The following is an 18,029-nucleotide window of genomic DNA, read 5'->3' as shown; positions in this document are numbered from 1 at the left end:
CCGGATGACGGCGTTAACGCCTTATCCGGCCAGGGATCGTGTGCGTAGGCCCGATAAGCAAAGCGCCATCGGGCAATGTGAGGCTATTTAAATCCGGCGATCGGATGCGGTTTATACGGTGTTTCCAGCTCGGCGATGTGCTCGGGTTTCAGCGTGAGATCCACGGCGTTCAACAACTCATCGAGCTGTTCTTCCCGCGATGAGCCGATAATCGGCGCGGCAATCCCTGGTTTGCTTAACAGCCACGCCAGCGCCACCTGGGCACGCGTTGCGCCAAGCTCTTCGCTCACGCCGGCCAGCCGGGCGGCAATTTGCGCATCATTTTCGTCGCTTTCGCTATACAGCTTTTTCCCCACTTCGTCAGAAACCAGGCGCGCCGTGGTTTCTCCCCATGGACGCGTCAGACGCCCGCGGGCCAGCGGGCTCCACGGGATCACCGCCACACCTTCCTGATAGCACAGCGGCAGCATTTCGCGTTCTTCCTCGCGGTAGATGAGATTGTAGTGGTCCTGCATACTGACAAACTGCGCCCAACCGTGCTGTTTTTGCAGCGCCAGCGCCTGGGCAAACTGCGACGCATGCATTGATGACGCGCCGATATAACGCGCTTTACCGGCCTTGACCACATCGTTTAACGCTTCCAGCGTCTCTTCAATCGGCGTGTTGTAATCCCAACGGTGAATTTGCAGGATATCGACGTAGTCCATCCCCAACCGTCTCAGACTGTCATCAATAGAACGCAGGATTTGCGCGCGGGATAATCCTTCCGGCAGGTCATCCACCCGATTAAACACTTTAGTGGCGACCACCACCTCATCACGACGGGCGAAATCGCGCAGTGCGCGACCGACAATCTCTTCACTGCTGCCGGCTGAATAGTTGTTCGAGGTATCGAAAAAGTTGATGCCGCCCTCAAGGGCGCGCTGGATGATAGGGCGACTGCTCTCTTCGGGAAGCGTCCAGGCGTGGTTTCCACGATTCGGCTCGCCGAACGTCATGCATCCCAGACAAAGGCGGGAAACCCGGAGGTCCGTTTTTCCTAAGATGTTGTATTGCATTATTTCGCTCCTGTTATGCTCGTTATTCAGTAAGCATAGCAGGAGCGAAGTGGTGATTATGCCAACCAGGCCTTGATTTTGGCCTCAATGCCTGCGGCATCCAGACCCAACCCGGCACGGGCTTCATCCTGAGTTCCTTGCGGAATGAAGAAGTCCGGCAGGCCAATATTCAGGACAGGAACCGGTTTGCGGTGCGCCATAAGCACTTCGTTCACGCCGCTACCGGCCCCGCCCATAATGGCGTTCTCTTCCAGCGTCACCAGCACCTCATGACACGCTGCCATTTCAAGGATCAGGGCTTCATCCAGCGGTTTCACAAAGCGCATGTCGACCAGTGTGGCGTTGAGGGATTCCGCGACTTTCGCCGCATCTGGCATCAGCGTACCGAAGTTGAGGATCGCCAGCTTTTCGCCGCGACGCTTCACCACGCCTTTTCCGATCGGTAGTTTTTCCAGCGGTGTCAGCTCAACGCCGACGGCATTTCCACGTGGATAGCGCACTGCCGTTGGGCCATCGCTGTAGTGATAACCGGTAAACAGCATCTGGCGGCATTCATTCTCATCGCTCGGGGTCATGATGACCATGTCCGGGATGCAGCGCAGATAGGAGAGATCGAACGCCCCCTGGTGCGTTTGTCCGTCAGCCCCGACAATCCCCGCACGATCAATCGCAAACATGACCGGTAGCTTTTGGATCGCCACATCATGAATCACCTGATCGTATGCGCGTTGCAGGAACGTTGAGTAGATAGCGACAACCGGCTTGTAACCGCCAATCGCCAGTCCGGCAGCGAAGGTCACCGCGTGCTGCTCGGCAATCGCCACGTCAAAGTAGCGGTCCGGGAATTTACGCGAGAATTCGACCATGCCGGATCCTTCGCGCATGGCTGGGGTGATCGCCATCAGCTTACTGTCTTTGGTCGCCGTTTCGCACAACCAGTCGCCGAAGATTTTCGAATAGCTCGGCAGACCGCCGCTGCTTTTCGGCAGACAACCGCTGGACGGATCGAATTTCGGTACGGCGTGGAAAGTAATGGGGTCTTTTTCCGCCGGCTCATAACCCCGACCTTTCTTGGTCATGATATGCAGGAACTGCGGACCTTTCAGGTCGCGCATGTTTTTCAGCGTGGTGATAAGTCCCAGGACATCGTGACCGTCGACCGGGCCGATGTAGTTAAAGCCCAGTTCTTCAAACAGCGTGCCGGGCACGACCATGCCTTTGATATGTTCTTCGGTGCGTTTGAGCAGTTCTTTAATCGGCGGTACGCCAGAGAATACTTTTTTTCCGCCTTCGCGCAGGGAAGAGTAAAGTTTACCGGAGAGCAACTGCGCGAGGTGATTGTTCAGCGCGCCGACGTTCTCGGAAATCGACATTTCGTTGTCGTTGAGGATGACCAGCATGTCGGGTTTGATATCGCCCGCATGGTTCATCGCCTCGAATGCCATCCCGGCGGTAATCGCCCCGTCGCCAATCACGCAGACGGTACGACGATCTTTACCCTCTTTTTCCGCAGCAACCGCCACACCGATGCCTGCGCTGATCGAGGTGGAGGAGTGACCCACGCTCAGGACGTCGTATTCACTTTCACCGCGCCACGGGAACGGGTGCAGACCGCCTTTCTGGCGGATAGTGCCAATTTTATCGCGACGACCGGTCAAAATCTTGTGCGGATAAGCCTGATGACCCACGTCCCAGATGAGCTGGTCAAACGGGGTGTTATAGACATAGTGTAGCGCCACAGTCAGCTCGACCGTGCCCAGCCCGGAGGCGAAGTGTCCGCTGGAACGGCTGACGCTGTCGAGTAAATAGCGGCGCAGTTCGTCGCAGAGTTTCGGCAGACTCTCTTTTGGTAGCAGTCGTAACTCCTGGGTGGAGTCGACCAGTGCCAGGGTAGGGTATTTGGCGATATCAAAACTCATCAGAGGCCTTTAAGTAAGACAGAGTGTTTATTTATTACGCTGGATTATGTAGTCCGCTAGCGCTTCCAGTGCCGAGGTATCGAGTGACTGTGCGGCCAGTTGGTTTAGCGACTGGCGAGCCTCTGCGATTAAATCCCGGGCTTTATTCCGGGCTTGCTCAAGGCCCAGAAGTGCAGGATAGGTACTTTTGCCAAGCTGCTGATCGGCGCCCTGACGTTTACCCAACGTTGCAGTATCGCCCACCACATCCAGAATGTCATCCTGAACCTGGAATGCCAGACCGATACTTTCTGCGTATTTGTCGAGTATTGGCAGCGCATTTCTGCCTTTTTCTCCGGCACTTAACGCCCCCAGGCGAACCGCGGCGCGAATCAACGCGCCCGTCTTATGACGATGGATTTTCTCCAGCGCCTCCAGCGGCACCTGTTTACCTTCGGCGTCGAGATCCAGCGCCTGACCACCGCACATTCCGGCGATGCCACTGGCGCTCGCCAGCTCGGAAATCATTGCGATTCGATCGCGGTCAGCAACTTCCGGCATCGGGGCGTCGCTGATAATCGAGAATGCCAGCGTTTGCAGGGCATCACCCGCCAGAATCGCATTGGCCTCGCCAAACTTGACGTGACAGGTCGGCAGGCCGCGACGCAGATCGTCATCGTCCATTGCAGGCAGATCGTCATGGATCAGCGAGTAAGCATGAATGCACTCAACGGCGGCTGCCGGGGCATCCAGCGTGTTCAGGCTGATACCAAACATCTGACCGGTGGCATACACCAGAAACGGACGCAGACGTTTACCGCCTAATAATGCGCCATACTGCATGGTTTCGACCACGGGAGTGTTCTGAAAGGGCAGTGGGGCAATAAAACGGCTCAGCGCCTGGTTGGCCTGCTCGACGCAGGCCTGAAGCTGCTGCGAAAAATCCATTTACTCGTTATCCGCTGTAAAAGGCGTAGGGGATGCGTCTTCATTGTCAGACAGCAGAATTTGCACACGCTGTTCAGCCTGTTGCAATTTCACCTGACCCTGACGTGCCAGCTGCACGCCACGTTCGAATTCGTTCAGCGCCTCTTCCAGCGGCAGATCGCCACTTTCCAGACGCGTTACAATTTGCTCCAGCTCGTTCAGCGACGTTTCAAAGCTGACCGGCGCCTCATTTTTCTTCGCCATAATAAATGTCGGACTCTCAGTATTTTCAGCCCTGATATGGTAACGGACTCAGAGCAATTATCAAATTTACCCACCCAACTTCAGGCTGCATGTACGTTGGCCGCATTCGCTCACTCCAGCCGCTTACGTGTTTAGCGCCAGGGGATATTCCCCTTTGCCGCCCGCCTGCAACTTGAATTATTGAGGGTATAACGCGCAATGTGCACAGGAATCGCGTGATAGTGGTATACTTCCGCGCCTGGATGCAGCCGCTTAACGGGGTTGCTGTACTATTTCTCCACGACAAGCCGTAACTGGCTTGCTAAAGAACCATTGCCGCCATGAAGTTTATCATTAAATTGTTCCCGGAAATCACCATCAAAAGCCAATCTGTGCGTTTGCGCTTTATAAAAATGCTGACCGGGAACATTCGTAACGTTTTAAAGCACTATGATGAGGCCCTCGCCGTGGTCCGTCACTGGGATAACATCGAAGTTCGCGCGAAAGATGAAAACCAGCGTCTGGCGATCCGCGACGCGCTGACCCGTATCCCGGGGATTCACCACATTCTCGAAGTTGAAGACGTGCCGTTTACCGATATGCACGATATTTTCGAGAAGGCGCTGGTGCAGTACCGCGATCAACTGGAAGGCAAAACCTTCTGCGTGCGCGTTAAACGTCGCGGTAAACACGAGTTTAGCTCTATTGACGTGGAACGTTACGTAGGCGGCGGTTTAAATCAGCATATTGAATCGGCGCGCGTGAAGCTGACCAATCCAGACGTTACTGTGCATCTGGAAGTGGAAGATGATCGTCTGTTGCTGATCAAAGGTCGTTACGAAGGGATCGGCGGTTTCCCGATCGGGACCCAGGAAGACGTACTGTCGCTGATCTCCGGCGGCTTCGACTCCGGCGTTTCCAGCTATATGCTGATGCGTCGTGGCTGCCGCGTTCACTACTGTTTCTTTAACCTCGGCGGCGCGGCCCATGAAATCGGCGTTCGTCAGGTGGCGCACTATCTGTGGAACCGCTTCGGCAGTTCGCATCGCGTGCGTTTTGTCGCCATCAACTTTGAACCGGTGGTCGGCGAGATCCTCGAGAAAGTGGATGACGGCCAGATGGGCGTGGTACTGAAACGTATGATGGTTCGTGCGGCGTCGAAAGTGGCGGAGCGCTATGGCGTGCAGGCGCTGGTCACCGGCGAAGCGCTGGGACAGGTCTCCAGCCAGACGCTGACCAACCTGCGTCTGATCGATAACGTCTCCGATACGCTGATTCTGCGTCCGCTGATCTCTTACGATAAAGAGCACATCATCAATCTGGCGCGCCAGATTGGGACTGAAGATTTTGCCCGCACCATGCCGGAATACTGCGGCGTGATTTCAAAAAGCCCAACGGTGAAAGCCATCAAGGCGAAGATTGAAGCGGAAGAGCAGAACTTTGACTTCAGCATCCTCGACAAAGTGGTCGAAGAAGCCAGTAATATCGATATTCGCGACATCGCGCAGCAGACCCAGCAGGACGTGGTGGAAGTTGAAACCGTCAGCGGTTTTGGCCCGAACGACGTGATTCTGGATATCCGCTCCATCGACGAGCAGGACGATAAGCCGCTGAAGGTAGAAGGTGTCGATGTGGTTTCACTGCCGTTCTACAAGCTGAGCACTCAATTCGGCGATCTCGACCAGAATAAAACCTGGCTGTTGTGGTGCGAGCGCGGCGTGATGAGTCGTCTGCAAGCGCTGTATCTGCGCGAACAGGGCTTTGAGAATGTGAAGGTGTATCGCCCGTAATCGCGATTTTCCCCGGCCATCCGCGCCGGGGGAATCTTACTCCTGCAGATGAAGCGCTTCGACGCTTCTCACTAACTGCCCGGCAATCTGCGGCATGTCGTCTGCACTGAAGAACCCCATCGTTACGGCAATCGCCACCAGCTCTCCCTTTTCATTCCGTAGCGGACAGGCAATCGACTGTGCGCCAGGGATCCCCTGTGTCGGATGGTGACGCACCGCGTAGCCCCGAGAGCGTATCTGCTCGATCAGTTGTGCCTGCGCCTGGTTTTGCGGCTGATAAGTGGAATAACTCATGAATACCTGACCCGCTGAACTGGCGTGAAGCGGAACGGGCGTGTTGGGTAGAAAATCGATATCTACATTACGGAAGCTGCGATTGTAGTGCTTCAGCACTAATCCGCCGTCCGTCTCAACCACCACGCCGGTAGAGTGGTTAAAGGTATCGCGAAACGCGATCAGCGCCGTATTGAGTTCACTCACCGGATCGCGTGCTGCTGTTGGATTCCCCGCCATCTGAAGAAGGGTTGACCCCAGGCAGTAAAGTCCTTTTTCATTTTGCCCCAGCATACCGGTTCGACAGAGTGAGACCAGATACTTGTGTAAACGACTTTTCGACAGATTGCATCCCGTGGCGATATCGATGGCCCGTGTCTGGCCGTTTTGACTGGCAACAAACGCCAGAATATTGACGGCGATATCAACCGAATTGACCCCTTGCGATGTTTCAGCCATATGCGTTCTCTTTTTTGATTCTTCGCGAGTATACCATCGCGGCTGAAATCAGTACTGCCTTCGCAATTTAAAAAGCGTACTACGCCTAAATGGTTAGATGTTGACCTGGGTCAGGTTAATCACTGGTGAACCTGGGTTAACTAATAATGAACTATTTTAGAGGCAAGAACATGGACGCATTGAGCAATATCCGCTTAAAAAGAAGAACCCTGTTAAAAGGGTTCGGTGTGGTGGGGTTATCTTCATTAGCACCGACGTTTCTGACGCTACGTCAGGCTAACGGTGCGCCTTTACCCCGATTTCGTCTTAAGCAATCGGACTACCAGACGTTCCGCTCGACCTGTGCGATGGAATGTTTGCACTGCAACCTGACGGCGTACGTCTGGAAAGACCGGTTAATGAAAATTGAAGCGACGAAAGGCTTCAATGTGAAGTGCTGTTTACGGGGAATTAGCCGTACCAAATGGGTCTATCACCCATTACGGCTGACGCAGCCATTGTTGCGGACGGGAGAAAAAGGCGAGGGAAAATTTAAACCGATCACCTGGGACGCCGCGCTGGATCTCATTGAAAAGAACATCCGGGAGACCATTGCCACTGAGGGCAATAAAGGGTTACTGCTCACTGCCGCTTCCGGGAACATGGACTCCATCAAGAACGATATGGCCAAAGCCTTTTTCGATTATCTTGGCGGCAGTACCAAAACCGCGGGGTCGCTCTGTTGCGCGGCGGTCACTGCGGCGATGATGCCGATGGTTGGCCTGCGCTATGCCGATACCCGCGATACCATTGCAGACAGCCGCTACATTTTATGTTGGGGGAATAACCCGGCGGTCACCATGCATGCCTATTTTAAAAACTACTCACAGGCGCAGAGAAACGGCGCACGGTTGGTGGTGATCGATCCGCGATTTAACGAAACGGCGGCCAAAGCCGACGAATGGGTGCCGATCGTGCCGGGTACGGATATCGCCCTGGCATTAGGGATGATTAACATCATCATGCAGGAGAAACGCTATGACGCGGATTTCCTGCGCGCGCATACCGGTGCGGTTTATCTGGTGGATCCGCAGCAGCAACTGATGCGTGCCGACCCAAATGACGCGGACAGCTATCTGGTGTTTGATACCCAGAGTCAGACCCTGAAACGCCATGATGCGCCCGGCGTAATACCCGCATTGCTCAGCGAGGAATTACCTGCCAACAGTGAATTCACCACCGTGCTGGATAACGTCTGGGCGCAGGCAAAACCCTGGACAGCACAGAGAGTGGAGGAGGAGACTGACGTGCCCGCGCAGACAGTGCTCCGTCTGGCACGAGATTACGCTGCAACGCAACCGGCGATGATTGTTCAGAACATGTCGGGGGCACAGAGAACCGAGTTTGGGACTTACGTCGCTGCCAGCCAGTTCTATCTGGCGTTGATCACCGGCAATATCGGCAAAGCCGGGGCGGGGGTCTGCGATGCGGGTGGCGTCAGACAGATGGCAAAATTCTCGCCCATCGTTCCTCCGGCGCCAAATGCGGCCAAAATTCCCGCCATTCCTATTCCTAAAATTGGTGACTGGGTCGTTAATGAAAAACCGCATGCGATTAAGTTCTGGTGGAATATGACGCTGGGTGCGATGACCCAGTTACCCAATACCAACCAGGTCAGAGAGGCCTTTAAAAAGGTACCGTTTGTGGTGGTAGCCGACAATCTGATGAGTTCGTCTGCGCTGTACGCCGATCTGGTGCTCCCCGTCACGACCATTTTTGAGGATGTCAGCCTTATGGCGGGCGTGCGCAGTCACTATGTGCAACTGATGGAGAAGGCCGTGGAGCCGCCGGGAGAAGCCAAACCCGATTACTGGATTTTTGCCCGGCTGGCTGAACGCTTTGGTTTTGGAGAGGTTTTTAACCAGCCTATTGAGCACTATATCGACACCTGCCTGAAAGGCTCGGGCATTACCCGCGACATGCTGAAAAAGGGGCCGGTGTGTCCCGTTGAAGATGACTGGATCCCGTTTAAAGACGGCCAGTTCCTCACCTCGACCGGCAAAGCGCATCTGTACATTGAGGAGTGGGCGAAGAAAGATTTCCTGCCGGTGGTGACCTGGAAGCAGGTGAAAGAATCGGTTAAAGGATCGCCTGAACTGGCTCAAACCTACCCGCTAATGGCGGTGCAGCGCAAACTGGCGCGCAGCGTGCACTCCAGCCACGGGATGAATGAGTGGATCCTGGAGGTTCAGCGTAACCGCCCGAATGTGATGATCCATCCGGAAGATGCCCGTCAGCGAAAGATTCAGCCCGGAGAGTGGGTCGTGGTGTTCAATCACCGCGGTCAGCATCGGGCGATTGCTGACGTGACCACCCATATCAAACGCGGAGTGGTGAGTCTGGATAACGGCTGGTGGGAGCAGCAGGGCGGAAGCAGTAGCCATGTGACTAACGATCAGGTGGAAGTGTTGGGCAATGGACACTGTTGCAACAGTACGCTCGTCGATGTGAGAAGGGAGGCTTAATTGCATGAAACAGTATGGATTTCTTATTGATATGCAAAATTGCTACGGTTGTAAAACCTGTAGCATGGCCTGCAAATCAGAAAACATGACGCCGATGGGCGTTCTCTGGCGTCGGGTTCGTGAACGCCATACGGATGAACCCAATACGCAAGCCTTCATCAGTATGTCGTGCAACCACTGCGATGACCCGCAATGCATGAAAGTCTGCCCGGCAGGGACGTACAGCAAACGCGCCGACGGCATTGTCGTGCAGGATCACGATCGCTGCATTGGCTGCCGGATGTGCATCATGGCCTGTCCGTGGAGTGCGCCGGTGTACGATCCCGCAGAAGGGAAAACCAGTAAGTGCAATCTGTGTGCTGAACGTCTCGATGAAGGATTGCAGCCGCGCTGCGTAGAATCCTGTCCTGCAGGCGTATTACGTTTTGGCGAGATCGCTGAGCTGCGTAAGGAGCATACGACGCCATGGACGGTGCTGGAAAAACGCTACAACCTGCCCGATCACACGATTAGCCAGCCTAACATTGTCATTATTCCGCCGCGGGATTAAGGAGAACAACATGGAACAGTATGAATTGCCGTTGGTCTTCTTTACTGTCTTTGCTCAGTGGGGGGCTGGCGGGGTACTGGCGCTGACGCTATGCCAGGTTTTCAGCGCACAGAAATTCAGCGCAATGCAGTGTCGTACGCTGGCGCTTCGGTTCTGGATCATTACCGTGCTGGGGTCCTGTGCGTCGCTGGCGCATCTGGGCGCGCCTGAAGGTGCTTACCGCTCTCTGACTGGACTGGGAAGCTCCTGGCTCAGTCGGGAAGTTGCCGCGTTTATTGTGCTCAATGGCGTGATGTTTTGCTGGCTACTGCTGTGCTGGTTCAGGCCTGCGCCGCGCGGAATGACGCTGCTGGGCGGTGTGACGGCACTGGTGGGATTGGGCACTATTCTGGTGACGTCGCAGGTCTATTACCAGATGCCATTACACCCGCTCTGGCACAGCGCTGCGACGCCTGCCGCTTTCCTGGGAACGGCGCTGCTGACGGGGTTTATGAGTGTCGCCATTGCCAGAGCGTACTGGCACCTTTCACCTTCTTCGGTCTGTAATGCGGGGATTGTGGCGGGCATGGTACTGAGTGCAGGCGCACTGGGCCTTCGTTATCAGGTTCCGGGCGCCGATGCATCCAGCCCTCTGCTCTGGTGGCAGCTGTTCGCCAGCGTGTGCGTCGCAGTGTGGGGAGTATCACGTCTGAACAGCGGGATGCGCAGTTGGCTATGGGTGGCACTCATCATCACGGGAGAACTGGCCGGTAGAATGCTGTTTTACAGCAATGTCATGAGTTCCGCGCCCTGGTTTTGAATGATTGGTCTCCAGGCCGGATGGCGACGCTAAAGCGTCTTATCCGGCCTGGAGACTGACATGTGTGGCGTCATCTTACTCGTAGTAATTATAAATGCCTGCCGCCATCACCAGTTGTGACGCCACTTCGTGGGCTTTCTCACGCCCAACCAGCAGGTCGATAATCTTTAAGCCAAAATCGATAGAGGTGCCCGGCGCCTGGCTGGTCAGTAATTGCACCCGCGGGTCCCACACCACGCGTTTATCCTGCCATTGTTCTGCGGGTATTTTATCTTTCAGCGCCGGGAAGCCCGTCATATTGCCGATGGGAAAAATGTCATGCGGAACGAGTACGGTAGCGGCTGCCGCGCAAATGGCGGCGACAATCCGTCCGGAACGGTGAAACTGCTTGACGGTTTCGACCAGCAACGTGCTGTCGCGAAAACACTCGGCACCTTTAATGCCGCCCGGCAGGACGATGATGTCGTAGTCGCCATCGGCCACGGCAACCAGCGGCGCATCCGCCAGCAGTTTTACGCCGCGTGAACAGACAATGGTCAGACTGCCGTCGCTGGCGACGCTCGCGGTGGTGACGTTGATTCCACCCCGAACCAGCAGGTCGATAGTGGTAACCGCTTCGGTTTCTTCACTACCAGGGGCGAGGCATACCAGTGCCGATGCGCTCATACTCACTCTCCTTACGTTTTACTAACTCAAACAGGCGGCTGTTTTCCGGCACCGCAATCCCGTGGGCACGGGCGCGTTTCAACAGATAGCCGGTAATGTAGTCTATCTCGGTATGACGCATGGCCCGGATATCCTGCAGCATAGACGAGATATTTTCTGCTGTGCTGTCAATAACTTGCTCGACATAATAGCGTAAATCGTCCACCGAGGTATGGTGACCTTCGCGCTCAATGACCGCCGCGACTTCCTGGCAGATCAGATTGACCTCTTCAGGATGGTTGCGCAGTTCGCCATTCGGGCAGTTCCACAGCGCGGTCAGGGGATTGATCACACAGTTCACCGCCAGCTTGCGCCACATCTCGGCGCGAATATTATTATGCCAGGCGACGTCAGGCAGCACACATTGCAGCAAATCGGCAAGATAGCTGAAATCGCCATCCTGCTCGCGCGCCGGACCGATACGCGTGGTGCCGTTCGCGACGTGGATAATGACGTTGCCATCGCGACGTGCGGCGTGGGTGATCGTTCCCATCAGCAAGGGTTGGTGGATAGCGTGCAATTCTTCAATCGTTCCCATGCCGTTATGGATCAACAGAATGGGCGTCATTTCCGACAGCGTTGACGCCAGCGCTTTGACCGCGTCGGAGACCTGCCACGCTTTGAGCGTCACCAATAGCAAATCGCTGGTGGCTAAAAACTCCGGATCGTTTGCCGTCAGGGATTCGTTAAATATCGACCCGTCCGTCTCAATCACATTCACGCTGCAATAGGGCTGCGGAACGCGCAGCCAACCTTGTACTTCATGTCCCTGTTTGCACAGCGCCGAAAGCCATAACTGTCCTAAGGCTCCGCATCCCAGTACGGTAATTTTCATTCTTCCTCCTCACCCGCAACAGCACCAGGTGTTTGCTAACATAGTATAGCGCTGTCTGTTGAGTCACTTTGCAGGTATTATGCTTCGCATCAAAAATGAAGGGAGAGGAAAAGATGCCATCTTTCGATATTGTGTCTGAAGTTGATCTTCAGGAAGCTCGTAACGGCGTAGATAACGCCATTCGGGAAGTTGAGTCACGTTTTGATTTTCGCGGCGTTGAAGCGACCATTGAGCTCAATGATGCCAATAAAACCATCAAGGTGCTGAGCGAATCCGATTTCCAGGTCAACCAGTTGCTAGATATTCTGCGTGCCAAGTTGCTTAAGCGCGGCATTGAAGGGGCATCGCTTGATGTACCGGAAGAGTTCGTACACAGCGGGAAAACCTGGTTTGTCGAAGCGAAGCTGAAGCAGGGCATCGAGAGCGCCGTGCAGAAGAAGATCGTTAAGCTGATTAAAGACAGCAAGCTGAAGGTGCAGGCGCAGATTCAGGGCGAAGAGATTCGCGTGACCGGGAAATCCCGCGATGACCTCCAGTCCGTGATGGCGCTGGTGCGCGGCGGCGATTTGGGACAGCCGTTCCAGTTTAAAAACTTCCGCGATTAATCTTTAACGGTCCGGCCTTCCGGACCGTTTTCATTTTTACGCCTGGCTGATGGCCTTCTCAACCTCAAAGCGGTTAGTCACTTTGCTGTCGATCTTCACATAGGCGGAATGTTCCTGCTGTGCAATCAACACTTCACTGACGCCTTCTGTTGCCAGTAAACGCTGCTTCAGCACGTCATCGGCTGCAATCTCCGGTGGAATGACCACCCGCAGGCTGCTGACATACGGCGGCTCTTTCATGGTGCTGGCGACGGCAAGCCAGACAACGGCTAAAAACGCCCCGGCAAGGAAAACCGTCTGACCGTCAAACATCCCGTCGACCCAACCGCCCAGTGAACCGCCCAGCGCGACGCCGAGGAACTGGCTGGTGGAATACACGCCCATCGCCGTGCCTTTATAGCCCGCCGGAGACTCTTTGCTGATGAGCGAAGGGAGGAGGGCTTCCATCAGATTGAAGGCGAGGAAGAACAATTGCACACCGATAATCAGTTCCCAGAAATGGCTGCCCGCGCCCCAGAGAACAATCTCGGCAATCACAATCAGCGCGACGCAAAACAGGAACACCCGTTTCATCCGCCGCTTCACTTCGGCGTAGATAATAAACGGGACGACCGAGCCAAACGAAATCAGCATCGTCACCAGATACACTTTCCAGTGTTCCGCTGCGGGTAGCCCGGCATCAGCCAACTGGCCGGGTAGAGCAACGAAGGTGGACATCAGCAGAATGTGCAGACACATGATGCCAAAGTTGAGTTTCAGCAGTTTCGGTTCCGCCAGCACTTTGCTGAAGCTGCCTTTCACCATTCCTGATTCGCGATTGAGCACGTGGTTGTCACTGTCTGGCACCACCCACAGCGTCAGGATGATCCCAAGCGTCGCCAGGACGGCGATCATCCAGAAGAGGGCGTTAAGCCCCAGGGCGTGGGTGATGATTGGCCCAAGCACCATGGCGATCGCGAAGGTGATGCCAAAGCTTACGCCAATAAACGCCATCGCTTTCGTGCGGTTTTGCTCGCGGGTTAAATCTGACAGCAGCGCCATCACCGCGGCGGCAATCGCGCCCGAACCTTGTAACGCACGGCCAAGAATAATGCCCCAGATGGAGTCCGACAGCGCGGCGATAACACTGCCGAGAATAAACACCGCTAAGCCGCCGACAATCAGCGGCTTACGACCGATACGGTCGGAAAGCAGTCCGAAGGGGATCTGGAAGATAGCCTGCGCCAGACCATAGATGCCGATGGCGAGTCCAATCAAGGCTTCACTGGCGCCCTGTAGCGCCATACCGTATGTGGTCAGAACCGGCAGGACCATAAACATGCCAAGCATGCGCAGCGAAAATACGGTCCCTAAACCCCAGGTGGCGCGCAACTCACCCGGTGTCATTTTATAATCGTTCATTCCCACCTCTGTCTCAATTTCGCGCCTAGTGTAAAGCGCTAAGCAGGCGGGGTAAACATGAGGTTATTGAGTAAATATTACCGGAAGAGAGATTTGTGACAGAAATAGAAAAGGGTGCCGAAGCACCCTTTTAATACCGTTATCTGTCTTACCAGACGTAGGTCAGCAGATTGTGTGAATCCGGCACCATAAAGTCGACGGACATCATCACGGAGAGCGCGGTAATGGCGATGATGGAGAAACCGAACAGCTTGCGCGCCCAGACTCTGTCATCTTCCACTTTGTAACCGCGCAGCGCCATGCCTAACCACCAGACGCTCACCGCTGCCGCCACTACCAGATATTTATATCCGGCATAGCCGCCCAGAGAGAGCATCAGCGTCGCGATGGCAAATGCGATGATGTACAGCGTAATGTGGTTCTTGGCGACGGAAATGCCTTTCACCACCGGCAGAACCGGGATGTTAGCCGCCTGATAATCCTTAAAGCGGAAAATCGCGATGGCATAAGAGTGCGGCATCTGCCACAGGCTGAAAATCGCCAGCAGAATCAGCGCGCCGCTGTCGAACTCTCCGGTGACTGCGCAGTAGCCGATCACCGGCGGCGCCGCGCCGGAGAGAGAGCCGATCAGCGTCCCGTAGACCGAGTGGCGTTTCATATACAGGCTGTAAACGCCCACATAAACCACAAAGCCCATCACCCCCAGCCAGCAGGCCAGAGGGTTCGCGCCAAACCACAGCAGCATGAAGCCAGCAATACCCAGCAGGGTGGCGTACACCAGCGAGACTTTAGGAGAGATCAGGCCTCTTACCAGCACCCGATTCTTGGTCCTTTCCATCTTTCTGTCGATATCCCTGTCGATGTAGTTGTTAAATACACAACCCGACGCCACAACCAGTGACACTCCGACCAACGTGTAGATGAACAGGGGATAGTCGATGCTGCCCTTGGAGGCCAGCAGGAACCCCCCGATCACCGAGATCAGGTTGCCAAAGATGATGCCTGGTTTCGTTACTTGCAGGTATTGCTTAAACATCATAACCGCCGCTCTTAGTGCATCATCATATTGTAGTTGAGGTTCCACATGATCCAGATGGAACCGACAACCAGGATGGCGATGATCAGCACGGTAAAGACAAAAGCCGTCATGTTCCAGCCTTCATCAGATTTGGTGTTCATGTGCAGGAAGCACACCAGATGCACCAGAATCTGCACCACTGCCATTGCCAGGATAGTCCCCAGAATTACGGCCGGAGAGGCAGCACCTGTCATTACCATCCAGAACGGAATGACCGTCAGGATGACCGACAGGATAAATCCTGTCATGTAGGTTTTTACGCTGCCATGGGACGCGCCGCTGTTCACGTTAGAATGACTCATTACATCGCCCCCATCAGATAAACAACAGTGAACACACAGATCCACACCACGTCCAGGAAGTGCCAGAACAGGCTCAGGCACATGATGCGGGTGCGGTTGGTGCTGGTCAGGCCGCGACGGGCGATCTGTACCATCAGCACGGCCATCCAGATAAGACCGGACGTCACGTGCAGACCGTGGGTGCCGACCAGCGCGAAGAACGCAGAGAGGAAGCCGCTGCGATCCGGGCCCATACCGTTAACAATCAGATGATGGAATTCATAGATTTCCATCCCGATGAAGCCGGCACCAAACAAGAAGGTCAACGCCAGCCAGGAAACCACCTGGCTCTTGTTGTTCTTGTGCATGGCGATCGCCGCCATGCCATAGGTAATGGAGCTGAACAACAGCAGGAAAGTTTCAACCAGAACGAATGGCAGTTCGAAAATGTCCTTACCTGTCGGGCCACCTGCGGTGCCGTTCACCAGAACGGCATAGGTAGCAAACAGAATAGAGAACAGAATGCAGTCGCTCATCAGGTAGATCCAAAATCCGAAGATTTTGTTCTGGCCTGCATCGTGGTGCCCGTGTTCGTGCGCGTGGGCAGTCGCGTGCGCTAAAGTATCAGTTGCCATTTTTCAGCCCTGCCTTAGTAATCTCATCGAAATGCTGGTTTTCCAGTTTTTCGATTTCCGGGACCGGCACGTAGTAGTCCACATCTTCATCAAAGCTTTTCACAATCCAGCTGATGATCATGCCTGCGAAGCTTGCAATAGCCAGCCACCAGATATGCCAGATCATGGCGAAACCAAACAGCGTAGCGAAGGCGGTAATGACGATACCGGCACCGCTATTCTTCGGCATATGAATCTCTTCATAGTGCGCAGGCTGCTTGTACGCTTCACCTTTTTCTTTCATTTCCCAGAAGGCATCACGCTCATGAACGTGCGGCACAACGGCAAAGTTATAGAACGGAGGCGGAGAAGACGTTGCCCATTCCAGCGTACGGCCACCCCATGGGTCACCGGTCAGATCACGATTCTGTTCGCGGTCGCGAATAGAAACATACATCTGAATGAACTGGCACAGGATACCCACTGCAATCAGCGCGGCGCCACAGGCAGCAACAACCAGCATCGGATGGAACTGAGGGTCAATCTGCTGGCTGAGACGACGAGTCATCCCCATAAAGCCCAGCACATACAGCGGCATGAAAGCAACGAAGAAGCCGATGATCCAGAACCAGAATGCGCGTTTACCCCAGGTTTCGTTCAGCGTGAAGCCAAACGCTTTTGGCCACCAGTAGGTCATACCCGCGAAGCAACCAAATACGACGCCGCCGATAATAACGTTATGGAAGTGCGCAATCAGGAACAGACTGTTGTGCAGTACAAAGTCCGCGCCCGGGACCGCCAGCAGTACGCCGGTCATCCCGCCGACTGAGAAGGTCACGATAAAGCCAATCGTCCACAGCATTGCTGAGTGGAATACGATACGGCCCTGATACATGGTGAACAGCCAGTTGAAGATCTTCACCCCGGTCGGGATGGCGATAATCATGGTGGTAATACCGAAGAAGGCGTTAACGTTCGCACCGGCACCCATGGTAAAGAAGTGGTGCAGCCAGACGATGAACGACAATACGGTAATACACACGGTTGCCCACACCAGCGAGGTGTAACCAAACAGACGTTTACGTGAGAAGGTCGCGGCGATTTCCGAGAACACCCCGAATACCGGCAGAATCAGAATGTACACTTCCGGATGGCCCCAGGCCCAAATCAGGTTGATGTACATCATCATGTTGCCGCCCATATCGTTGGTAAAGAAATGGGTGCCCAGATAACGATCCAGGGTAAGCAACGCGACGGTAACCGTCAGAATCGGGAAGGAGGCGATAATCAGGATGTTCGCGCACAGCGATGCCCAGGTAAAGACCGGCATCTTGAACATGGTCATGCCTGGCGCGCGCATCTTAATGATAGTCACAAAGAAGTTGATACCGGTCAGGGTTGTACCAATACCGGACAACTGGACTGCCCATATCCAATAGTCGACCCCGACGCTTGGACTGTACTCAATTCCCGAGAGCGGCGGGTACGCCAGCCAACCGGTCTGCGCGAATTCACCCACACCCAGAGACAGGTTAACCAGGATAACGCCGACAACGGTGAACCAGAAGCTCAGGTTGTTCAGGAACGGGAACGCAACGTCACGCGCACCGATCTGCAGTGGAACCACCAGGTTCATCAGACCGATAACAAATGGCATTGCCACGAAGAAGATCATGATCACGCCGTGAGCCGTGAATATCTGATCGTAGTGGTGAGGCGGCAGGAAGCCCGCTTCACCTGCAGACGCCAGCGCTTGCTGACTACGCATCATGATGGCGTCAGCAAAGCCACGAACCAACATGACGATAGCGACGATGACATACATGATGCCAAGGCGTTTGTGGTCAACCGAAGTTAGCCACTCTTTCCACAGGTAGGTCCACTTACCAAAGTAAGTAATCAGGCCAAGTAAAGCCGCACCACCGATGATAATAGCAGCGATCGTAACCATGACGATGGGTTCATGGAACGGAACTGCATCCAGTGTCAATTTTCCGAACATCGTATTC

At 54.7% G+C, this 18,029-nt stretch carries 17 protein-coding genes; 5 read left to right on the top strand and 12 right to left on the bottom strand.

From position 1 onward, the window contains the following. Positions 1 to 83 precede the first annotated feature (83 nt). The 4 genes from JTI98_RS20595 to xseB are packed head-to-tail and all read right to left on the bottom strand — an operon-like array spanning position 84 to position 4,147. A complete protein-coding gene (locus JTI98_RS20595) occupies positions 84 to 1,058 on the bottom strand; it encodes an aldo/keto reductase (protein WP_043001596.1) in 975 nt (324 codons plus the stop codon). A 56-nt stretch (positions 1,059 to 1,114) separates the two neighbouring features. Then, a complete protein-coding gene (dxs, locus tag JTI98_RS20590) occupies positions 1,115 to 2,977 on the bottom strand; it encodes a 1-deoxy-D-xylulose-5-phosphate synthase (protein WP_216081749.1) in 1,863 nt (620 codons plus the stop codon). A gap of 27 nt (positions 2,978 to 3,004) precedes the next feature. Then, positions 3,005 to 3,904: a (2E,6E)-farnesyl diphosphate synthase gene (gene ispA, locus JTI98_RS20585; RefSeq protein WP_043001594.1), complete on the bottom strand. Its 900-nt coding sequence runs from the start codon at positions 3,902 to 3,904 to the stop codon at positions 3,005 to 3,007. Next, a complete protein-coding gene (gene xseB, locus JTI98_RS20580) occupies positions 3,905 to 4,147 on the bottom strand; it encodes an exodeoxyribonuclease VII small subunit (RefSeq protein WP_042324547.1) in 243 nt (80 codons plus the stop codon). Positions 4,148 to 4,467: 320 nt separating this feature from the next. Here xseB and thiI point away from each other — a divergent pair, with 320 nt between their 5' ends. After that, positions 4,468 to 5,916 carry a tRNA uracil 4-sulfurtransferase ThiI gene (thiI, locus tag JTI98_RS20575; RefSeq protein WP_044327300.1) on the top strand — a complete coding sequence of 483 codons (1,449 nt, stop codon included), beginning with the start codon at positions 4,468 to 4,470 and terminating at the stop codon, positions 5,914 to 5,916. A 36-nt stretch (positions 5,917 to 5,952) separates the two neighbouring features. Here thiI and JTI98_RS20570 read toward each other — a convergent pair whose 3' ends face one another. Next, entirely contained in the window at positions 5,953 to 6,648 is a 696-nt protein-coding gene (locus tag JTI98_RS20570; RefSeq protein WP_044267669.1) for an IclR family transcriptional regulator, read from the bottom strand. A gap of 170 nt (positions 6,649 to 6,818) precedes the next feature. On the opposite strand from JTI98_RS20570, the gene JTI98_RS20565 reads away from it, so the two are divergent. The 3 genes from JTI98_RS20565 to JTI98_RS20555 are packed head-to-tail and all read left to right on the top strand — an operon-like array spanning position 6,819 to position 10,501. Then, entirely contained in the window at positions 6,819 to 9,152 is a 2,334-nt protein-coding gene (locus tag JTI98_RS20565) for a molybdopterin-dependent oxidoreductase (protein WP_104446095.1), read from the top strand. Between the two features lie 4 nt (positions 9,153 to 9,156). Further along, positions 9,157 to 9,702, top strand: a complete 546-nt coding sequence (locus JTI98_RS20560) for a 4Fe-4S dicluster domain-containing protein (protein WP_044258969.1) — start codon at positions 9,157 to 9,159, stop codon at positions 9,700 to 9,702. A gap of 10 nt (positions 9,703 to 9,712) precedes the next feature. Further along, positions 9,713 to 10,501, top strand: a complete 789-nt coding sequence (locus tag JTI98_RS20555; protein ID WP_216081748.1) for a DmsC/YnfH family molybdoenzyme membrane anchor subunit — start codon at positions 9,713 to 9,715, stop codon at positions 10,499 to 10,501. A 75-nt stretch (positions 10,502 to 10,576) separates the two neighbouring features. On the opposite strand, the gene yajL is transcribed toward JTI98_RS20555, so the two are convergent. Continuing rightward, positions 10,577 to 11,167 carry a protein deglycase YajL gene (gene yajL / locus JTI98_RS20550; RefSeq protein ID WP_216081747.1) on the bottom strand — a complete coding sequence of 197 codons (591 nt, stop codon included), beginning with the start codon at positions 11,165 to 11,167 and terminating at the stop codon, positions 10,577 to 10,579. Next, positions 11,130 to 12,041, bottom strand: coding sequence for a 2-dehydropantoate 2-reductase (gene panE / locus JTI98_RS20545; protein ID WP_216081746.1), 912 nt, complete (start codon positions 12,039 to 12,041; stop codon positions 11,130 to 11,132). The genes yajL and panE overlap by 38 nt, the downstream gene beginning before the upstream one ends. Positions 12,042 to 12,154: 113 nt before the next feature. Here panE and JTI98_RS20540 point away from each other — a divergent pair, with 113 nt between their 5' ends. After that, positions 12,155 to 12,646, top strand: coding sequence for a YajQ family cyclic di-GMP-binding protein (locus tag JTI98_RS20540; RefSeq protein WP_043001587.1), 492 nt, complete (start codon positions 12,155 to 12,157; stop codon positions 12,644 to 12,646). Positions 12,647 to 12,682: 36 nt separating this feature from the next. Here JTI98_RS20540 and JTI98_RS20535 read toward each other — a convergent pair whose 3' ends face one another. The 5 genes from JTI98_RS20535 to cyoB all read right to left on the bottom strand — a co-directional run bounded on the left by JTI98_RS20535 (position 12,683) and on the right by cyoB (position 18,022). After that, on the bottom strand, positions 12,683 to 14,047 hold the full coding sequence (locus JTI98_RS20535; protein WP_216081745.1) for an MFS transporter: 1,365 nt from the start codon (positions 14,045 to 14,047) through the stop codon (positions 12,683 to 12,685). Positions 14,048 to 14,195: 148 nt separating this feature from the next. Next, entirely contained in the window at positions 14,196 to 15,086 is an 891-nt protein-coding gene (gene cyoE / locus JTI98_RS20530; RefSeq protein ID WP_080343218.1) for a heme o synthase, read from the bottom strand. An 11-nt stretch (positions 15,087 to 15,097) separates the two neighbouring features. Further along, a complete protein-coding gene (locus tag JTI98_RS20525) occupies positions 15,098 to 15,427 on the bottom strand; it encodes a cytochrome o ubiquinol oxidase subunit IV (RefSeq protein WP_043001584.1) in 330 nt (109 codons plus the stop codon). Then, a complete protein-coding gene (locus JTI98_RS20520; RefSeq protein ID WP_043001583.1) occupies positions 15,427 to 16,041 on the bottom strand; it encodes a cytochrome o ubiquinol oxidase subunit III in 615 nt (204 codons plus the stop codon). The genes JTI98_RS20525 and JTI98_RS20520 overlap by 1 nt, the downstream gene beginning before the upstream one ends. After that, entirely contained in the window at positions 16,031 to 18,022 is a 1,992-nt protein-coding gene (gene cyoB / locus JTI98_RS20515) for a cytochrome o ubiquinol oxidase subunit I (RefSeq protein WP_043001582.1), read from the bottom strand. Before cyoB ends, JTI98_RS20520 begins: the two co-directional genes overlap by 11 nt. Between the last annotated feature and the right edge of the window lie 7 nt (positions 18,023 to 18,029).

It is taken from the genome of Citrobacter sp. MGH 55 (assembly GCF_016906145.1).
Lineage (GTDB): Bacteria > Pseudomonadota > Gammaproteobacteria > Enterobacterales > Enterobacteriaceae > Citrobacter_A > Citrobacter_A amalonaticus.
The sequence above is the reverse complement of the archived record's forward strand: the minus strand, read 5'-3'. Positions and strand labels throughout refer to the sequence as shown.

Excerpts from the sequence above, each read along its gene's own strand:
- JTI98_RS20595 (WP_043001596.1), bottom strand. The coding sequence starts at position 1,058 with ATGCAATACAACATCTTAGGAAAAACGGACCTCCGGGTTTCCCGCCTT.
- dxs (WP_216081749.1), bottom strand. The coding sequence starts at position 2,977 with ATGAGTTTTGATATCGCCAAATACCCTACCCTGGCACTGGTCGACTCC.
- ispA (WP_043001594.1), bottom strand. The coding sequence starts at position 3,904 with ATGGATTTTTCGCAGCAGCTTCAGGCCTGCGTCGAGCAGGCCAACCAG.
- xseB (WP_042324547.1), bottom strand. The coding sequence starts at position 4,147 with ATGGCGAAGAAAAATGAGGCGCCGGTCAGCTTTGAAACGTCGCTGAAC.
- thiI (WP_044327300.1), top strand. The coding sequence starts at position 4,468 with ATGAAGTTTATCATTAAATTGTTCCCGGAAATCACCATCAAAAGCCAA.
- JTI98_RS20570 (WP_044267669.1), bottom strand. The coding sequence starts at position 6,648 with ATGGCTGAAACATCGCAAGGGGTCAATTCGGTTGATATCGCCGTCAAT.
- JTI98_RS20565 (WP_104446095.1), top strand. The coding sequence starts at position 6,819 with ATGGACGCATTGAGCAATATCCGCTTAAAAAGAAGAACCCTGTTAAAA.
- JTI98_RS20560 (WP_044258969.1), top strand. The coding sequence starts at position 9,157 with ATGAAACAGTATGGATTTCTTATTGATATGCAAAATTGCTACGGTTGT.
- JTI98_RS20555 (WP_216081748.1), top strand. The coding sequence starts at position 9,713 with ATGGAACAGTATGAATTGCCGTTGGTCTTCTTTACTGTCTTTGCTCAG.
- yajL (WP_216081747.1), bottom strand. The coding sequence starts at position 11,167 with ATGAGCGCATCGGCACTGGTATGCCTCGCCCCTGGTAGTGAAGAAACC.
- panE (WP_216081746.1), bottom strand. The coding sequence starts at position 12,041 with ATGAAAATTACCGTACTGGGATGCGGAGCCTTAGGACAGTTATGGCTT.
- JTI98_RS20540 (WP_043001587.1), top strand. The coding sequence starts at position 12,155 with ATGCCATCTTTCGATATTGTGTCTGAAGTTGATCTTCAGGAAGCTCGT.
- JTI98_RS20535 (WP_216081745.1), bottom strand. The coding sequence starts at position 14,047 with ATGAACGATTATAAAATGACACCGGGTGAGTTGCGCGCCACCTGGGGT.
- cyoE (WP_080343218.1), bottom strand. The coding sequence starts at position 15,086 with ATGATGTTTAAGCAATACCTGCAAGTAACGAAACCAGGCATCATCTTT.
- JTI98_RS20525 (WP_043001584.1), bottom strand. The coding sequence starts at position 15,427 with ATGAGTCATTCTAACGTGAACAGCGGCGCGTCCCATGGCAGCGTAAAA.
- JTI98_RS20520 (WP_043001583.1), bottom strand. The coding sequence starts at position 16,041 with ATGGCAACTGATACTTTAGCGCACGCGACTGCCCACGCGCACGAACAC.
- cyoB (WP_043001582.1), bottom strand. The coding sequence starts at position 18,022 with ATGTTCGGAAAATTGACACTGGATGCAGTTCCGTTCCATGAACCCATC.